We start from the raw sequence: 17,221 nt of genomic DNA, 5'->3' as shown, positions 1-17,221 counted from the left end.
CGATGCTAGCAGCCTCTCGGGGGGAAACGACATAACTATGTATGGCACAGCATGTGTCGCCAGGTGTTTGAATGTTTCAAGACTGGCCGCGACGGCGGTTGAGCGCCTAGACTTTGCCGATCTTCAGTTCAGGATCCGCCCGTGACTTCAATCTTCTGGTACGACTACGAAACCACTGGCATCAATCCGCGTAACGACCGCCCGCTGCAGGTCGCCGGGATTCGCACCGACCACGAGCTCAACGAAATCGACGAGCCGGTCAACCTTTACTGCCAGCCCAGCGAAGACATCCTGCCGCACCCGGCGGCGTGCGCAATCACCGGCATCACCCCCAGTCAGCTCGCCGAAAAAGGTTTGAGCGAAGCCGATTTCATGACCCGGGTTCACGCGCAATTGGCCGCGCCCGGTACGTGCGGCGCGGGTTACAACTCCTTGCGTTTCGACGACGAGATGACCCGTTACAGCCTGTATCGCAATTTCTTCGATCCCTACGCCCGCGAATGGCAGGGCGGCAACAGTCGCTGGGATTTGATCGATGTAGTGCGCGCTGCTTACGCCTTGCGCCCGGACGGGCTGGTGTGGCCGACCGATGACGAGGGTCGCGTGACCCTCAAACTCGAACGCCTGACCGCCGCCAATAACATCGATCACGGCCATGCCCACGAAGCGTTGTCGGACGTACGCGCGACCATTGCGCTGGCGAAACTGATCCGCGAGAAGCAGCCAAAACTCTATGACTGGCTGTTTCAGTTGCGCAGCAAACAGAAGGTGATGGATCAGATTCGCCTGTTGCAGCCGCTGGTGCACATCTCCGGACGCTTCTCGGCAGCGCGCAGTTATGTCGGTGTGGTCATGCCGCTGGCCTGGCACCCGAAAAACCGCAACGCGCTGATTGTTTGCGACCTGCACCTCGATCCACAGGGCTTGCTCGATCTCGACGCACAAACCCTGCGCCAGCGTCTGTACACGCGCCGTGACGATTTGCTTGAGGGCGAATTGCCGGTGCCGCTGAAGATTATTCACATCAATCGCTGCCCGGTCGTCGCGCCGTTATCGGTGTTACGCGCCGACGATCAGCAACGATTGGGTCTGGACATGGCGCTTTATCAGGAACGCGCGCTGCGGCTAACTGACGCACAACAAGTTTGGAAAGATAAAATCGCCGCTATTTATGCCAGCGAAGATTTCACCCCGAGTGAAGATCCGGAACAACAGTTGTACGACGGATTTATCGGTGATCGTGATCGGCGTCTGTGTGAGCAAGTGAGAAACGCTGACCCGGCACATTTGGCACAAGAGCAATGGCCGTTCGATGATGAACGTTTGCCTGAATTACTCTTTCGATATCGCGCACGTAACTTTGCCGATACGTTGAATTCTGAAGAACAGGCACGCTGGAAATTATTTTGTCAGCAACGTTTGTCGGCCCCGGAATTCGGCGCGCCGAATACCTTGAAATCTTTTAGCGAGGCGGCCGAGCAATGGTTGCTTAGTGCTACGCCAGAGCAGAGCGCAGTGCTCAATGAATGGCAGAGTTATGTCCAGGCATTGCGCAAACGTTTGGGTCTTTGAAATCGAACATGTTTTTTACTAAACGTCAGGCATAAAAAAACGCCAGCATTCGCTGGCGTTTTTTTTTTCGCGGATCGCTCTGCGAAGGCGTTGCGGCTTAGCCCAGCAGGGTAGCCCAGCCTTCAACCACGTCGCCGCCCCACTTGGCTTTCCACTCTTTCAGAGTTTTGTGGTTGCCACCTTTGGTTTCGATGACTTCGCCGTTGTGCGGGTTTTTGTATTGTTTAACTTTGCGAGCACGCTTGGTGCCGGTAGTTTTTACTGCGCCGCCGCGTGGTGCTTTGGTTTTCGACTCTGGGTCCAGCAGCGCGATGATGTCACGCAGCGACTTGGAGTATTCGCCCATCAGGGTGCGCAGTTTGCCTTCGAATTCCAGCTCGGTTTGCAGTTTGTCGTCTTGCGACAGGTTCTTCAAACGGGCTTGCAGCTCTTTGATAGCTTCTTCGGTGGCGCGATATTCGTTGATCAAGGACATGATTACTACCTTAGTAGAATGCTGAATGACAGGGGACAGTGGCGCAATAATAGTCAGGCTGTTTCATCAAGTAAACATTTAACCGGGGTTTTTATTTAAATTAGTTACGAGAAATAGCCGCAAATTGATTGTTCAGTTAAATAGTGTGAAGCCGTCAGCACAGATATTCACAAATGTCTGTTTAACAATGCCAGCAAAGCGCCATCCCTCTGGCGTTTGTTTCCGTCAAAAAAGTGTGGGTATCCGCCGCCGGCCACGCCAGCGCTCATCAATACTGCAGTTTTCCCGCGCAGTCGCTAGAATGGCGGCCTTTGCGAAGTTCTGGAGTCTTCCCCTCATGCGCACTTTTCGTCTGGTGATTTCTTGCCCGGACCGCGTTGGCATCGTTGCCAAAGTCAGTAATTTTCTGGCAGCCCACAATGGCTGGATCACCGAAGCGAGCCACCACTCGGATAATCAGGTGGGTTGGTTCTTCATGCGTCACGAAATTCGTGCCGATTCGCTGCCATTCGGTATTGAAGTATTGCGCGAGAAGTTTGCGCCGATCGCCGAAGAGTTCTCGATGGACTGGCGCATCACCGACACTGAGCAGAAGAAGCGCGTAGTGCTGATGGCCAGCCGCGAATCGCACTGCCTGGCGGACTTGTTGCACCGCTGGCACAGCGATGAGCTGGATTGCGAAATCTCCTGCGTGATTTCCAACCACGACGACCTGCGCAGCATGGTCGAGTGGCACGGCATCCCGTATTACCACGTCCCGGTCAATCCGCAGGACAAGCAACCGGCGTTCGACGAAGTGTCGCGTCTGGTCAAACAGCACGACGCTGAAGTAGTGGTGCTGGCGCGTTACATGCAAATCCTGCCGCCGGACATGTGCCGCGAATACGCGCACAAGGTGATCAACATTCACCACAGCTTCCTGCCGTCGTTCGTCGGTGCCAAGCCGTACCACCAGGCGTCGCTGCGCGGCGTGAAACTGATTGGCGCGACTTGCCACTACGTGACCGAAGAGCTGGACGCCGGCCCGATCATCGAGCAGGACGTGGTGCGTGTCAGCCACAGCGACAGCATCGAGGACATGGTGCGTTTCGGCCGTGACGTCGAGAAGATGGTGCTGGCTCGCGGCCTGCGTTATCACCTCGAAGATCGCGTGCTGGTGCACGGCAACAAGACTGTGGTGTTCTGATCGAACACACGCAGGCTTGAAAAACCAAGGGTCTGGGCGTTCAATCGCTCAGACCCTTTGTCGTTTAAGCCCCGAGGAAACTTACATGAGTGATCCACTGGACAAAGCCACGTCCAAAGCACCGGCGACGTTGGGCGAAGGTTGTTTGAGTCGCTACGACCCCGAGGACATGACCCCGGAGGATGGCACCGAGTTTCCCGGTGCGGCCGAGTTGTGGGAACAGTTGCAAGAGTCCGACGATAAACAAAACGATGCCTGAAACGCGATCCCTGTAGGAGCTGCCGCAGGCTCGGGCCGCGATCGGACGATCTTTTTACGTCTGCGGCACTTTCATCAATTTGCGCAACAACGGCCGCCCCAGCATCATCAAAAACACCGGCCCCCCCACCAGCAGATAAAAGTAATACGTCACCACCCGCCAAATCAGAATCGCCGCCGCTGCGGTGGATTTCCCCACCATCGGCGCCAACAGTGCCGCTGAAGTCAATTCCGCCGCCCCCGCGCCCCCCGGCAATAAACTGAATTGCCCGGCCCCCAGCGAAAGCATCTGCACCAGAAAGCTCCAGGCCCACTGCAAGTCCGCGCCCAACCCGCGCAACGCCAGATACAACACGCTGTAACGCAATAACCAATGCACACACGTCAGCGCGAACACCTTGATCAGGGTTTGCCAGGGCAACTTCAACGTATCGGTAAACGCCGCGAGAAAGTGCAGCAACTTGCGCGCCCAGCGACGGCGAGTGCCCGGTTTAACGTTCATCCTTACCAATAAGCGGCCACTCAAGCGAATCAACGCGCGGTGATAACGCGCAATCAACACGCAACTGAACAACCCGCCAAACAACGAAATCGCGCTGACTGTCAGCAACCACTCCAGGCGATCACTCAGATGTTGAAACAACGCATAAATCAGAATTCCACTGAGGGCGCAGAGAAAGAACAGCAAATCGCTGAGTTGATCCATGGCAAACACCGCGCTGCCACGGGCCGGACGCACACCGCAGCGGGCGAGCAACGCCATGATGGTCAACGGCCCACCGCTACCACCGGGCGTGGCGCAATAAGCGAACTCGGCGGCCATCACCACGCCGAGGCTTTTCAGCGGCGTGACGCGGTCGCGCTGATCGCCGAGCAACAAGCGCAGGCGCAGGGTATTGATGCCCCAGCAGAGCAGGATCATGCCGAACATGATCAACAGCCATAACAGCGGAAAACTTTGCAGGCGCGCCCAGGTTTCGCCGCCACCGAGCACCACCGGAATCAGCACCGCCGCGAGCAGGCCGATCAACAACAGAATGCCGCGACTCATGCAGCGGATCCCAATTGACCGCGCTGTTGGGCGAGCCAGTGGATTTTGGTCATCGGTACGCGTCCTTCATTCAGTAGTTGCTGCAAGGTGTGCAGCCAGTAATCGCGGGAAAAACCGTGGCGCATGTCCACTGGGTGCAAGCCTAGCCGAATCACCGGCGCCTGGCGCCAACGCTGTTGCCGCTGCTCACTGACAATTTTCGATAAACCGCGACGCCAGGCGCTGCGGGCACTCCAGACCAGACCCGGCGCGTCGATGGCGGTGAAATCCGGCAATCGATAAAGATGCTGTGGATCACTGGTGTAGCTCAGCGGTAATTCACGCAGGGCTTGGCGGGTGCCGTCGCTCATCAACCACGCCGGGGCGACGAACCCGTGCAACGGCCAGTCGTGGCGCTGGAAGACTTCGATGCCATCGCGCAGACGGGCGAGGGCGGTTTCGCGGGACAAACGATAAAACTCGCCTTCGTGGGTGTAAACGCGGCGCATGAACCAGTCGCGCGGACTGGTTGGGCCGGGTTCCTGATCGTCATGGAAAAAACCGTGCAAGGCCAACTCATCGCCGCGGGCAACACGCTCATCAAGCAGTCGGCAAAACGCCGGATGCTCGTCGAGGGCGTTGTGCCGATGGAAATCGGGGACGACCAGCCAGGTCATCGGCACGCTGCCCAGCGCGTCGACGGCTTCGACAAACGGTTGGTAATCCGCCCACGTCGACGGTGCCACGTCATGCAGCACCAACAACACGGCGGGGCGATTCAGCGCCTCAGCCATTGGCCACCTTGGGCAGCGCATGGCCGAGGACGGCGTGATAGTGGCCGAGCAAACTGTCGACCACCGTGTCCCACGCGTAATGCTGTTCAACGTGCTGTCGCGCTTGCTCGCCCAGTTTCACAGTGCCGCGACTGAACACTTCGCGCACGGCATTGGCCATCGCCTGTGGATTATTCGGTGTGCAGAGCAAACCGCAGGATTCGTTGACGATCTCTTCAAATGCCCCGGCCGCCACCGCCACCACCGGAATGCCGCAGGCCATGGCTTCGAGAATCACCAGGCCGAAGGTTTCCTGATCGCCGGCATGGATCAGCGCATCGGCGCTGGCCATCAATTGCGCGACGCGCGGTGCCGGACAGAATTCATCTATCACGCTGACATTGTCCGGCACCACGGCGGGCATCGACGAGCCGACCAGCAGCAAGTGATAGCGCGGGCCGAGGCGTTGCATGCATTTGAGCAGCACTGGCAGGTTTTTCTCTTTTGAACCGCGCCCGGCGTAGATCAGTAGGCGGGTGTCGTCGGCGATGCCCAGTTCTGCGCGCAGATTCGGGTCGCGGGCCTCGGGGTGAAAGGTTTGCAGATCGACGCCCAGCGGCTGCACGAAGACATTGCGCACCCCGAGGCCGGTGAGCTTGTCGGCCATCACCTGACTTGGCGCGAGCACTCGGTCGAAGTTGCCGTAAAGCTTGGTGACATACGCTTCGACATTCGGCGTAACCCAATGGCCCATGCGATTGCCGACCAGCAGCGGCAGATCCGAGTGATAAAAGCCGATCACCGGCACATCCAGTTGCCGTCGGGCATCCAGTGCGGCCCACGCGGTGAGGTAGGGATCGCCGACTTCGATCAGATCGGGCTGCAAATTCTGCAGGACGTTTCGCCACGGCGCGAGGCGCAGCGGGAAGCGATAGCCTTTGCCGAAGGGCAGGGCGGGGGCGGGAACCGTGTAAACGCCGTCGTGTTCGCCGAAGCGGGCGCCGGGGATCAGCAGGCTGTGGCGAATGCCGGGTTTGAAGCCCAAACGACGATGTTTGGCATCCAGATACGTGCGCACGCCACCGCTGGCCGGGGCGTAAAACATGGTGATGTCGGCGATGTGCACGGTGATCAACCCTCCGCTGCGTGGTACTCCCTTGGTTGACCTATGTGCGCAATGGATGGTTCGGTCGGAATCCGCGCTGAAGCGGCCCCTCACCCTAGCCCTCTCCCGAGGGAGAGGGGACTGACCGAGGTGGATGCTGGAGGTACGCCGACTTGAGAGACCTGAGGTGAACTCAGGTTTTGAAGAGCCCCCCACCCTCTCCCGCAGGGAGAGGGGACTGATTGGGGGGGATGTTGGAGGTACGCCGACTTGAGAGACCTGAGGTGAACTCAGGTTTTGAAAGGCTTGAAGATCTGCTCCCTTTCCCCCTCGCCCCCTTGGGGGAGAGGGCTGGGGTGAGGGGGTAAAGCTTTTGATCTTAAATCCTGAAACTACCCACCAACTGCTTCAACCGCGAAGCCTGCTGTTCCAGATCTGAACACGCCCGCAACGTCGCCTGCAGGTTTTCCACCCCTTCCTGGTTCAGCGTATTGATCTCGGTGATATCAACATTGATCGACTCCACCACCGCCGTCTGCTCTTCCGTCGCCGTCGCAACTGACTGGTTCATCCCGTCAATCTCGCCAATCCGCAAGGTCACGCTGTTCAAACGCTCGCCGGCAAGGTTGGCAATCTCGACGCTGTCCTGACTGTGACGCTGACTTTCACTCATGGTGCTGACCGACTCCCGGGCGCCGACTTGCAGCTCCTCGATCATCGTCTGCACCTGCTGCGCCGATTCCTGCGTGCGGTGCGCGAGGTTGCGCACTTCATCCGCCACCACCGCAAAGCCACGCCCGGCCTCACCGGCACGCGCCGCTTCGATCGCGGCGTTGAGCGCCAGCAGGTTGGTTTGCTGGGAGATGCTGGTGATCACTTCAAGAATCTGGCCGATGTTCACGGTTTTGCTGTTCAGCGACTCGATGTTGCTGCTCGACGCACTGAGCATGCTCGACAGCTGATTCATCGCCTTGATGCTGCGATCCACCACTTGCTGGCCGTCTTCGGCGAGGCCACGCGCATCGCTGGCCTGGTTCGAAGCCTGCGCGGCATTGCGGGCGATTTCCTGAGCGGCGGCGCCAAGTTGATTGATCGCTGCGGCGACGCTGCTGGTGCGCGAGGCTTGCTGATCGGAGTTGTACATCGACGAGTTCGACGCGGCGACCACGCGCAGCGCAACTTCGTTGACTTGCCCGGTGGCCGACGACACTTCGCGGATCGAGCCATGAATGCGCTCGACGAAACGGTTGAACGCGGTGCCCAACACACCAAATTCATCGTTATTGACGATGGTCAGGCGTTTGGTCAGGTCGCCTTCGCCGTCGGCGATGTCTTCCATGGCGCGGGTCATTACGTGCAGCGGCTGGATCAGAATGCGGATCAGCATGCCGAGCAGCGCGAGGATGATTGCCACCGCGATCACCGTCGCAATCACCGCCGAGGTGCGGAATTCGCTGAGCATGGCGAACGCCTGATCTTTATCTACGGACAGGCCGATGTACCAGTTCACCGACGGCAAGCCTTTGATCGGCGCGAAAGTGACGATGCGGGTTTTGCCATCGACGGTGACTTCGCTGAAGTCGCCGCTGATGCGCGGGGTGTCCTGCGGGAAGGCGTCTTTCAGTGATTTCATCACCAAGGCCTTGTCCGGGTGCACGAGGATCTTGCCGTCGGCGCTGACCAAAAACACATAACCCATGCCGTCAAAATCTCGGGCGGCGAGGGTGTCGATGAGCGATTGCAGGCTCAGATCGCCGCCGACCACGCCGACGCTTTGGCCGGCCTTTTTCGAGGCGGTGGCGATGGAGATGATCAACTGGCCTGTGGCCGCATCGATGTACGGTTCGGTCAGGGTCGAGGTGCTGCTGCCTTCGGCACCTTTATACCAAGGGCGCACCCGTGGATCGAAACCCTCTGGCATCTTCGTGTCCGGGCGGATGGTGAAGTGGCCGGTGGCGTCGCCGAGGTAGGTGGCCATGAACGTCGAGGTCAGGGTTTTCTGTTCCAGCAGGCTGGCGACGTTGGCGGGCTCGGGGTTGATCGAGATGTTCTGGGCGGCGTTTTCGATCAGCAGGATGCGACCGTTGAGCCAGGTTTGAATGTTTCCGGCAGTGACTTCGCCCATCTCGTTGAGATAGTTGTTCAGGTCATCGCGGATCGCGTTGCGCTGCAACCAGTCGTTGTACAGCGTAAACGAGGCGAAAGCGGCGATGACGATGAGGGCGGCGGCAAGCAAAATTTTATGGCTGAAGCGCAGATTTTTGTTCATGGCTTGGGGTTCCGCTAAGGTCTTAATGTCCTGGGCGTGCTTTTATAAAGGCGCGCACTATGGGCAAGGGTGAGTACACGTGAATATTTCCGTCTCTCCTTAGGGAAATGTCCTACCGACTTTTCAGCCAGGTTCACGTTTTATCTATCGGCCAAAGCGAATCAAAGATTAACCATGGGTGACAAAATGCCTGACTCATCGCAACTCGTAATCGGCGCCGATCTCACGGGGCAACCGATTGGCCAGGCCATGCGCCTGGCGAACCGTCACGGGCTGATCGCCGGCGCGACCGGTACCGGTAAAACCGTGACCTTGCAGCGTCTGGCTGAAGCGTTCAGTGATGCCGGCGTGGCGGTGTTCGCCGCTGACATCAAGGGCGATTTGTGCGGCCTCGGTGCCGCCGCCAACCCGCAGGGCAAGATCGCCGAGCGCATCGCCGGTATGCCGTGGCTCAATTACACGCCGCAGGCTTATCCGGTGACCTTGTGGGATATCCACGGTGAATCCGGTCATCCACTGCGCACCACGCTGAGTGAAATGGGCCCGCTGCTGATCGGCAGCCTGCTGGAACTCACCGACAGTCAGCAGTCGGCGCTGTACGCGGCGTTCAAGGTCGCTGACCGCGAAGGGTTGTTGTTGCTGGATCTGAAAGATCTGAAAGCGCTGCTCAATCACCTCAAGGAAAATCCGCAGCTGTTGGGCGAAGACGCCGCGCTGATGACCACCGGTTCCAGTCAGGCGCTGTTGCGCCGTTTGGCGACCCTCGAGCAGCAGGGCGCGGAAGCTTTGTTCGGCGAGCCGGCGCTGCAACTTGAAGACATCCTGCAACCGGCCGCTGATGGCCGTGGGCGTATTCATTTGCTCGACGCCAGTCGTCTGGTGCATGAAGCGCCGAAGGTTTACGCGACGTTCCTGCTGTGGCTGCTGGCCGAACTGTTCGAGCAGTTGCCAGAGCGCGGCGACGCCGACAAACCGCTGCTGGCGCTGTTTTTCGATGAGGCGCATTTGTTGTTTGGCGATACGCCGAAGGCTTTGCAGGAGCGGCTGGAGCAGGTGGTGCGCTTGATCCGTTCGAAAGGCGTTGGCGTGTATTTCGTCACGCAGTCGCCGGCGGATTTGCCCGATGACGTGTTGGCGCAGCTCGGTTTGCGCATCCAGCACGGTCTGCGCGCGTTCACCGCCAAGGAACAGAAATCCCTGCGCGCGGTGGCGGACGGCTTCCGGCCGAATCCGGCGTTCGATACGTTGTCGGTGCTGACGGAGCTGGGGATCGGCGAGGCGCTGGTCGGCACGCTGGCAGAGAAGGGCACGCCAGAGATGGTGCAGCGTGTGCTGGTGGCGCCGCCGCAATCGCGGATTGGGCCGTTGACTGAGACCGAACGCACCACGCTGATCGCCGGCTCGCCGTTCAAGGGACGGTATGACAAGCCAATTGATCGCGAGTCGGCGTATGAAATCCTCATGGGGCGCAAAGGCCTGGCGCCGGAGGCTGAGACACCTGCCGGTAAACCTGCGGCTGAAGAGCCAAGTCTCGCTGACAGAGCCGGAGAATTCCTCGGCACCGCCGCTGGGCAGGCACTGAAATCCGCGATGCGCCAAGCCGCGAACAACCTCGGCAAACAACTGGTGCGCGGCCTGATGGGCTCTTTACTAGGCGGCAGCAAACGCCGCTGATCCTGCTTTTGTAGGAGCAGAGCTTGCTCGCGAAGGCGTCATGTCAGACACAACATAGGTTGAATGACACACCGCTTTCGCGAGCAAGCTCAGCTCCTACAAAGGGCGGTGTCAGGACTTGTCTTTAGCGTGCGCCGCCAGCCGTTCCAGCGCCGCGCGCAACCCCGGATCACTGATCCCGTCCGCCGTCGCCTGAATCGTCGCCGCAGCATCCGTCGACAAATCCATCGTATTGCCCACCACCGCCCGCTGAATCGTCGGCGGCTGCACCTTGAACAGAATCCGCGTCAAACTGGCGAACTCATCGAACATCTGCAACTGGCGCTGCAAACGCTTTTGCTGGTAACGCAGACGCGTGGCCCAATGACCATCGGTGACAATCAGCAACAGACTGCCCTCACGCCACGAGGCCACATGGCAATGCTCGCGGGCGGCGGGTTGCAGTTGGCTTTCGAGCAGGCGTTGCAAATGCCCCAGTCGTTGGGCATGGCCGAGGATGGCCTTGAGCGGTTTGGCTTCGCGAAGCAGAACGGCGGGTGCTCTGGCCGTAAGAGGGCGAAATGCCATGATCGAACACCTGAAGTGACAGAAACGCCATGGTAGCAGAAAGCGGACTTTTCACTCGCCCATTGCAATTGCCCCTGCTTTACCCATTAAATCAACGACTAACTTCTTTTCCGTACGACTTGAAGTTGAGCAAAACGCCCCTATTTTAAGTGAGCCCCGTCAAAGCGCAGTGCCAGCATCGTGGAACATCGCCACTTTCCTCACCACCGTTTCCGGGTAGAATGCTCGTTCGCATGCGGCCATGAGGGCTGCTCGGGCGACTCACGGGGCCGCCCTCCATCCCTTTAGTGTGGAAGATCCTGCCGATATGTTTGCGCCTTTGTTAAAGAAACTTTTTGGAAGCAAGAACGAGCGTGAAGTCAAACGCATGCTCAAGACGGTGCAGCTCGTCAATGCCTTCGAAGAGCAAATGGTGGCCCTTTCGGACGATCAATTGCGCGCCAAGACCGACGAGTTCAAGGCCCGCATCGCCAAAGGGGAAACCCTCGACAAACTGCTACCAGAAGCCTTTGCGGTCGCCCGCGAAGCCGGTAAGCGTGTCATGGGTATGCGTCACTTCGACGTTCAGCTGATCGGCGGCATGACCTTGCATGAAGGTCAGATCGCGGAAATGCGTACCGGTGAAGGCAAGACCCTGGTGGCAACACTGGGCGTTTACCTCAACGCACTGTCCGGCAAGGGCGTGCACGTTGTGACGGTGAACGACTACCTGGCCCGCCGTGACGCCAACTGGATGCGTCCGCTGTATGAATTCCTCGGCCTGACCGTCGGCGTCGTGACGCCGTTCCAGCCGCCGGAAGAGAAGCGCATCGCCTACGCTGCCGACATCACCTACGGCACCAACAACGAATTCGGTTTCGACTACCTGCGCGACAACATGGCGTTCAGCATGGAAGAAAAATTCCAGCGCGAACTCAATTTTGCCGTGATCGACGAAGTCGACTCCATCCTCATCGACGAAGCGCGTACCCCGCTGATCATTTCCGGTCAGGCCGAGGATAGCTCCAAGCTGTACATGGAGATCAATAAACTGATCCCGCAGCTGGAACTGCACGTTGAAGAAGTTGAAGGCGAAGTCACCAAGGCTGGTCACTACACCGTTGACGAGAAGACCCGTCAGGTCGAACTCAACGAAGCCGGTCACCAGTACATCGAAGACATGCTCACCGGCGTCGGCCTGCTGGCTGAAGGCGAGAGCCTGTACTCGGCGCATAACCTGGGCCTGCTGACCCACGTCTATGCTGGTCTGCGTGCGCACAAACTGTTCAACCGCAACATCGAATACATCGTGCAGGACGGCCAGGTCGTACTGGTCGACGAACACACCGGTCGTACCATGCCGGGTCGCCGTCTGTCCGAAGGTCTGCACCAGGCCATCGAAGCCAAAGAAGGTCTGAACATTCAGGCCGAGAGCCAGACCCTGGCCTCGACCACGTTCCAGAACTACTTCCGTCTGTACACCAAGCTGTCCGGTATGACCGGTACTGCTGACACCGAAGCGTTCGAATTCCATCAGATCTACGGTCTGTCGGTCATGGTCATTCCGCCGAACAAGCCATTGGCGCGCAAGGACTACAACGACCTGGTGTTCCTGACTGCCGAAGAGAAGTACACGGCAATCGTTGCAGACATCAAAGAAAGCATGGCTGCCGGTCGTCCGGTGCTGGTGGGTACTGCCACAATCGAAACCTCCGAGCACATGTCTGCATTGCTCGAGAAGGAAGGCATCGAACACAAGGTTCTCAACGCCAAGTTCCACGAAAAAGAAGCTGAAATCATTGCGCAGGCCGGTCGTCCGGGCGCGCTGACCATCGCCACCAACATGGCCGGTCGTGGTACCGACATTCTGTTGGGCGGCAACTGGGAAGTGGAAGTCGCTTCGCTGGAAGACCCGACCCCTGAGCAAATTGCCCAGATCAAGGCCGACTGGCAGAAGCGTCACCAGCAAGTGCTGGAATCCGGTGGTCTGCAGGTGATTGCTTCCGAGCGTCACGAATCGCGCCGTATTGACAACCAGTTGCGTGGTCGTGCCGGTCGTCAGGGTGATGCCGGTTCCAGCCGCTTCTACCTGTCGCTGGAAGACAGCCTGATGCGTATCTTCGCCTCTGACCGGGTGAAGAACTTCATGAAAGCCCTGGGCATGCAGCCGGGCGAAGCGATCGAGCACCGTATGGTGACCAACGCGATCGAGAAGGCGCAGCGCAAGGTTGAAGGTCGTAACTTCGACATTCGTAAGCAACTGCTCGAGTTCGACGACGTCAACAACGAACAGCGTAAAGTGATTTATCACATGCGTAACACGTTGCTGGCCGCTGACAACATCGGTGAAACCATCGCCGACTTCCGTCAGGACGTGCTCAACGCCACCGTCAGCGCACACATTCCGCCGCAATCGCTGCCGGAACAGTGGGACGTTGCCGGTCTGGAAGCGTCGATTGCCAGCGATTTCGGCGTGACACTGCCGATTCAGCAGTGGCTCGACGAAGACGATCACCTGTACGAAGAAACCCTGCGCGAGAAGCTCATGACCGAGCTGATGGCGGCGTACAACGAGAAAGAAGATCAGGCCGGTGCCGATGCACTGCGCTCCTTCGAGAAGCAAATCGTTCTGCGCGTGCTGGATGACCTGTGGAAAGACCACCTGTCGACCATGGATCACCTTCGTCACGGTATCCACCTGCGTGGCTACGCCCAGAAGAACCCGAAGCAAGAGTACAAGCGCGAGTCGTTCACGCTGTTCTCCGAGCTGCTCGATTCGATCAAGCGCGACTCGATCCGTGTGCTCTCGCACGTTCAGGTTCGCCGCGAAGATCCGGAAGCCGAAGAGCAACGTCTGCGTCAGGAAGCCGAAGCACTGGCCGCCCGCATGCAGTTCGAACACGCTGAAGCGCCAGGTCTTGAGCAACCGGAACTGCTCGGTGAAGAGGTCGATGTGGCCCTCGCCGCCGCCCCGGTTCGCAACGAACAGAAGCTGGGCCGCAACGAACTGTGCTACTGCGGTTCGGGCAAGAAATTCAAGCATTGCCACGGGCAGATCCAGTAAAACCCGTTATCACTGCTGAAATACCCGCGCCGCGACCGGCTTATGCCGTCGCGGCGTTTTGCCATTTAAACCACCGTCGCTGCGCGTGGCGGTGCTGACATCATTGAGTAAGGAGCGCATTCATGGCTGTTGGTCTTGGTCCTTTGCCAACGTTGCACCCGGTTGCCGGTTTTGAACTCGGTATCGCCTCGGCCGGCATCAAGCGCCCTGGGCGCAAAGATGTCGTTGTGATGCGCTGCGCCGAAGGTTCGACCGTGGCCGGCGTGTTCACGTTGAACGCCTTTTGTGCCGCGCCGGTGATTCTGGCGAAGCAACGCGTACAGAACGCCGTGCGTTATCTGCTGACCAACACCGGCAACGCCAACGCGGGCACCGGCGAGCCGGGCCTGGCCGCTGCCGAGCGCACCACCGCCAGACTGGCTGAGCTGACCGGCGTCGATGCCAGCCAGATTCTGCCGTACTCCACCGGTGTGATCGGCGAGCCGCTGCCGGTCGAGAAAATCGAAGGCGCGCTGCAAGCTGCGCTGGACGATCTCTCGGAAAACAACTGGGAAGCCGCTGCCACCGGCATCATGACCACTGACACCTTGCCAAAAGGTGCCAGCCGCCAGTTCCAGCATGACGGCGTGACCATCACCGTCACCGGCATCAGCAAAGGCGCGGGCATGATCCGTCCGAACATGGCGACCATGCTCGGTTACATCGCCACTGACGCCAAAGTCTCCCGCGACGTGCTGCACAATTTGATGCTCGACGGCGCCAACAAGTCGTTCAACCGCATCACCATCGACGGCGACACCTCGACCAACGACTGCTGCATGCTGATCGCTACCGGCAAGGCTGCACTGCCGGAAATCACCCGCGCTGAGGGCGAACTGTTCGCCAAATTGAAGCAAGCGGTGTTCGAAGTGTGCATGGACGTGGCTCAGGCCATTGTGCGTGACGGCGAAGGCGCGACCAAGTTTGTCACCGTTGAAGTGAATGGCGGCGGCAACCATCAGGAGTGCCTGGACGTTGGCTACACTGTGGCGCACTCGCCGCTGATCAAGACCGCACTGTTCGCCTCCGACCCGAACTGGGGCCGTATTCTGGCGGCCGTCGGTCGTGCCGGCGTGCCCGATCTGGACGTGAGCAAAATCGACGTGTTCCTCGGCGACGTGTGCATCGCCAGCCGTGGCGCGCGCGCGGCGACCTACACTGAGGCGCAAGGCTCGGCAGTGATGCAACAGGAAGAAATCACCATCCGCATCGAACTGGGTCGCGGCGAATGCAGCGAAACCATCTGGACCACCGACCTGTCGCATGAGTATGTGAAGATCAACGCTGAATACCGCACTTGATCTAACCTGAGACCGAGTCGCCTGCATCGCCAGCAGGCTGGCTCCCACAGTAGTTTTGTGAACGCCACAGATCCCCTGTAGGAGTGAGCCTGTTCGCGATGGCGACCTGTCAGGCAACATCAATGTTGAATGGGCCGACCTCTTCGCGAGCAAGCCCGCTCCCACAGGTTTTGGGGTGTACACAACGTTTGTGAACGACCTCAATCACTGTGGGAGCGGGCTTGCCCGCGAAAGCGATGGTTCAGACACAGCAAGTTTTGAAGCTTTCCTCTGACGAAAAGGCGCCACACCATGTCCTTGCACCTGATCATCGGCGACAAACTGCTTTCCTCCTGGTCTCTGCGCGCTGCCTTGGCGCTTGAACTGACCGGCGCTCCTTACACCGAAGAACTGATCAAGCTCGGCAAGCCCGACACCCGCGAGCGGCTGCTCAAGCATTCGCCGACCGCCAAGGTGCCGCTGCTGCAAACCTCGCGCGGCACGGTTGCCGATTCGCTGGCGATTGCCGAATACCTGGCCGAACAGTTCCCGTCCGAGCAACTCTGGCCGAGCGACATTTTCGCCCGCGCTCAGGCCCGATCCGCTTGCGCACAAATGCACAGCGGCTTCTTCGCCATGCGCAATCATATGCCGTTCAACCTCAGTCATGACGCGCCGCTCAATCCGGTGCCGCCAGAAGTGAAGGTCGATATCGAACGCATGCTCGCGCTGTGGGCCGAATGCCGTGACGCCGCCACCGAGAGCGGGCCGTACCTGTTCGGTCGCGTCAGTCTGGCCGATGCTTTTTTCGCACCGATCGCCGTGCGCCTGCGTACCTATCAGGTGAAGCTGCCGGCCGCCGACGAAGCCTATGTTGAAACCGTCTACCAATGGCCCGCCTTCAAAGCGTGGCAACAGGCTGGACTGGAGGAGTTGAATCCGTGAAACGTGTACACGTCGCCGCCGCCGTCATCCGTGACGACAGCGGCAAAATCCTCATTGCCCGCCGCGCCGACTCCCAGCATCAGGGTGGTCTGTGGGAGTTTCCCGGCGGCAAGGTCGAGGCGGACGAAACCGTCGAAAGCGCACTGGCCCGTGAGCTGAAAGAAGAACTGGGCATCGTCGTTGGCGCCGCCCGACCGCTGATCAAAGTGCGTCACGATTACCCGGACAAGCAGGTGTTGCTGGATGTCTGGGAAGTCTCGGCGTTCACCGGCGAACCGCACGGTGCCGAAGGCCAGCCATTGGCCTGGGTGACCGCGAAAGATTTGCCGAACTACGAGTTCCCGGCCGCCAACCAGCCTATCGTCGCAGCCGCGCGTTTGCCGGGCGAATACCTGATCACCCCGGAAGATCTGGAAACCCCGGCTTTGCTGCGCGGGATTCAGAAGGCGGTTGCTGGCGGGATCAAGCTCATCCAGCTGCGCGCACCGAACGGTTACGACCCGAAGTACCGCGATCTGGCGGTGGACGCGGCCGGTCTCTGTGCGGGTAAGGCGCAACTGATGATCAAAGGGCCATTTGAATGGCTCGGTGATTTCCCGTCGGCGGGTTGGCACATCACTTCAGCGCAATTGCGTAAATACGCAGCGGCGGGGCGGCCGTTGCCGGCTGAGCGCTGGCTGGCGGCGTCGTGCCACAACGCTGAGGAATTGGCGTTGGCGGAGCAGATGGGCGTGGATTTTGTGACGCTGTCGCCGGTGCAGCCGACGCTGACGCATCCGGATGCGCAGCCGTTGGGTTGGGAGCAGGCTTCGGCGTTGATCGAAGGCTTCAGTAAACCGGTTTTTCTGTTGGGTGGGGTTGGCCCGGCGGAGCGCGAGAAGGCTTGGGGTGTTGGGGCGCAGGGTGTGGCGGGGATTCGCGCGTTCTGGCCTGACCCTTTGTAAAGGCTACTGGCCTCTTCGCGGGCAAGCCTTGCTCCTACAAGGAGCAAGGCTTGCCAGCGAT

The 17,221-nt window shown here is 59.4% G+C and carries 14 protein-coding genes and 1 pseudogene; 8 read left to right on the top strand and 7 right to left on the bottom strand.

Features of this window, described 5'->3' with window-relative positions; all coding sequences use genetic code 11:
- The first annotated feature begins 141 nt into the window (after nt 1-141).
- Complete coding sequence (gene sbcB, locus KFS80_RS02845; RefSeq protein ID WP_212543903.1) at nt 142-1,572, top strand: exodeoxyribonuclease I; 1,431 nt, start codon at nt 142-144, stop codon at nt 1,570-1,572.
- 97 nt (nt 1,573-1,669) lie between these two features.
- Here the strand turns inward: sbcB and mvaT are convergent, their stop codons facing one another.
- Nucleotides 1,670-2,047 (bottom strand): histone-like nucleoid-structuring protein MvaT, encoded by a 378-nt coding sequence (gene mvaT, locus KFS80_RS02840; RefSeq protein WP_007933316.1) that lies wholly within the window; start codon nt 2,045-2,047, stop codon nt 1,670-1,672.
- Between the two features lie 337 nt (nt 2,048-2,384).
- On the opposite strand from mvaT, the gene purU reads away from it, so the two are divergent.
- Entirely contained in the window at nt 2,385-3,233 is an 849-nt protein-coding gene (gene purU, locus KFS80_RS02835; RefSeq protein WP_007912774.1) for a formyltetrahydrofolate deformylase, read from the top strand.
- 85 nt (nt 3,234-3,318) lie between these two features.
- The gene (locus tag KFS80_RS02830) at nt 3,319-3,492 is read left to right on the top strand and encodes a hypothetical protein (RefSeq protein ID WP_212543902.1); all 174 of its coding nucleotides are present in this window, start codon (nt 3,319-3,321) and stop codon (nt 3,490-3,492) included.
- 54 nt (nt 3,493-3,546) lie between these two features.
- Here KFS80_RS02830 and KFS80_RS02825 read toward each other — a convergent pair whose 3' ends face one another.
- The 5 genes and pseudogenes from KFS80_RS02825 to KFS80_RS27235 all read right to left on the bottom strand — a co-directional run.
- Nucleotides 3,547-4,542 carry a glucosaminyl phosphatidylglycerol flippase gene (locus KFS80_RS02825; protein ID WP_159812543.1) on the bottom strand — a complete coding sequence of 332 codons (996 nt, stop codon included), beginning with the start codon at nt 4,540-4,542 and terminating at the stop codon, nt 3,547-3,549.
- A complete protein-coding gene (locus tag KFS80_RS02820) occupies nt 4,539-5,315 on the bottom strand; it encodes an N-acetylglucosaminyl phosphatidylglycerol deacetylase (protein WP_212543901.1) in 777 nt (258 codons plus the stop codon). The genes KFS80_RS02825 and KFS80_RS02820 overlap by 4 nt, the downstream gene beginning before the upstream one ends.
- Complete coding sequence (locus KFS80_RS02815; protein WP_212543900.1) at nt 5,308-6,420, bottom strand: N-acetylglucosaminyl phosphatidylglycerol synthase; 1,113 nt, start codon at nt 6,418-6,420, stop codon at nt 5,308-5,310. The genes KFS80_RS02820 and KFS80_RS02815 overlap by 8 nt, the downstream gene beginning before the upstream one ends.
- A 358-nt stretch (nt 6,421-6,778) precedes the next feature.
- Nucleotides 6,779-7,543, bottom strand: coding sequence for a methyl-accepting chemotaxis protein (locus KFS80_RS27240; protein ID WP_371262383.1), 765 nt, complete (start codon nt 7,541-7,543; stop codon nt 6,779-6,781).
- 93 nt (nt 7,544-7,636) lie between these two features.
- Nucleotides 7,637-8,668 (bottom strand): annotated as a pseudogene (locus tag KFS80_RS27235) (HAMP domain-containing protein); the annotation flags it as partial.
- A gap of 186 nt (nt 8,669-8,854) precedes the next feature.
- Here KFS80_RS27235 and KFS80_RS02805 point away from each other — a divergent pair.
- Complete coding sequence (locus KFS80_RS02805) at nt 8,855-10,342, top strand: helicase HerA-like domain-containing protein (protein WP_159812540.1); 1,488 nt, start codon at nt 8,855-8,857, stop codon at nt 10,340-10,342.
- A gap of 111 nt (nt 10,343-10,453) precedes the next feature.
- Here the strand turns inward: KFS80_RS02805 and KFS80_RS02800 are convergent, their stop codons facing one another.
- A complete protein-coding gene (locus KFS80_RS02800) occupies nt 10,454-10,909 on the bottom strand; it encodes a DUF721 domain-containing protein (RefSeq protein ID WP_053123114.1) in 456 nt (151 codons plus the stop codon).
- A 307-nt stretch (nt 10,910-11,216) separates the two neighbouring features.
- Between KFS80_RS02800 and secA the strand changes: the two genes are divergently transcribed.
- The 4 genes from secA (at nt 11,217) to KFS80_RS02780 (ending at nt 17,160) form a co-directional block, all read left to right on the top strand.
- Complete coding sequence (gene secA / locus KFS80_RS02795) at nt 11,217-13,952, top strand: preprotein translocase subunit SecA (RefSeq protein WP_053123112.1); 2,736 nt, start codon at nt 11,217-11,219, stop codon at nt 13,950-13,952.
- Between the two features lie 122 nt (nt 13,953-14,074).
- Entirely contained in the window at nt 14,075-15,292 is a 1,218-nt protein-coding gene (argJ, locus tag KFS80_RS02790; RefSeq protein WP_053123110.1) for a bifunctional glutamate N-acetyltransferase/amino-acid acetyltransferase ArgJ, read from the top strand.
- 291 nt (nt 15,293-15,583) lie between these two features.
- Complete coding sequence (locus tag KFS80_RS02785; protein WP_159812539.1) at nt 15,584-16,216, top strand: glutathione S-transferase family protein; 633 nt, start codon at nt 15,584-15,586, stop codon at nt 16,214-16,216.
- Nucleotides 16,213-17,160: a Nudix family hydrolase gene (locus tag KFS80_RS02780; RefSeq protein ID WP_212543899.1), complete on the top strand. Its 948-nt coding sequence runs from the start codon at nt 16,213-16,215 to the stop codon at nt 17,158-17,160. Before KFS80_RS02785 ends, KFS80_RS02780 begins: the two co-directional genes overlap by 4 nt.
- The last annotated feature ends 61 nt before the right edge of the window (nt 17,161-17,221 follow it).

This window comes from Pseudomonas rustica, from assembly GCF_018336155.1.
Classification (GTDB): Bacteria; Pseudomonadota; Gammaproteobacteria; order Pseudomonadales; family Pseudomonadaceae; genus Aquipseudomonas; species Aquipseudomonas rustica.
The sequence above is the reverse complement of the archived record's forward strand: the minus strand, read 5'-3'. Positions and strand labels throughout refer to the sequence as shown.

Bases quoted from the DNA above. Each gene is read 5' to 3' on its own strand.
- mvaT (WP_007933316.1), bottom strand. From the start codon at position 2,047: ATGTCCTTGATCAACGAATATCGCGCCACCGAAGAAGCTATCAAAGAG.
- purU (WP_007912774.1), top strand. From the start codon at position 2,385: ATGCGCACTTTTCGTCTGGTGATTTCTTGCCCGGACCGCGTTGGCATC.
- KFS80_RS02830 (WP_212543902.1), top strand. From the start codon at position 3,319: ATGAGTGATCCACTGGACAAAGCCACGTCCAAAGCACCGGCGACGTTG.
- KFS80_RS02825 (WP_159812543.1), bottom strand. From the start codon at position 4,542: ATGAGTCGCGGCATTCTGTTGTTGATCGGCCTGCTCGCGGCGGTGCTG.
- KFS80_RS02820 (WP_212543901.1), bottom strand. From the start codon at position 5,315: ATGGCTGAGGCGCTGAATCGCCCCGCCGTGTTGTTGGTGCTGCATGAC.
- KFS80_RS27240 (WP_371262383.1), bottom strand. From the start codon at position 7,543: ATGTACAACTCCGATCAGCAAGCCTCGCGCACCAGCAGCGTCGCCGCA.
- KFS80_RS02805 (WP_159812540.1), top strand. From the start codon at position 8,855: ATGCCTGACTCATCGCAACTCGTAATCGGCGCCGATCTCACGGGGCAA.
- KFS80_RS02800 (WP_053123114.1), bottom strand. From the start codon at position 10,909: ATGGCATTTCGCCCTCTTACGGCCAGAGCACCCGCCGTTCTGCTTCGC.
- secA (WP_053123112.1), top strand. From the start codon at position 11,217: ATGTTTGCGCCTTTGTTAAAGAAACTTTTTGGAAGCAAGAACGAGCGT.
- argJ (WP_053123110.1), top strand. From the start codon at position 14,075: ATGGCTGTTGGTCTTGGTCCTTTGCCAACGTTGCACCCGGTTGCCGGT.
- KFS80_RS02785 (WP_159812539.1), top strand. From the start codon at position 15,584: ATGTCCTTGCACCTGATCATCGGCGACAAACTGCTTTCCTCCTGGTCT.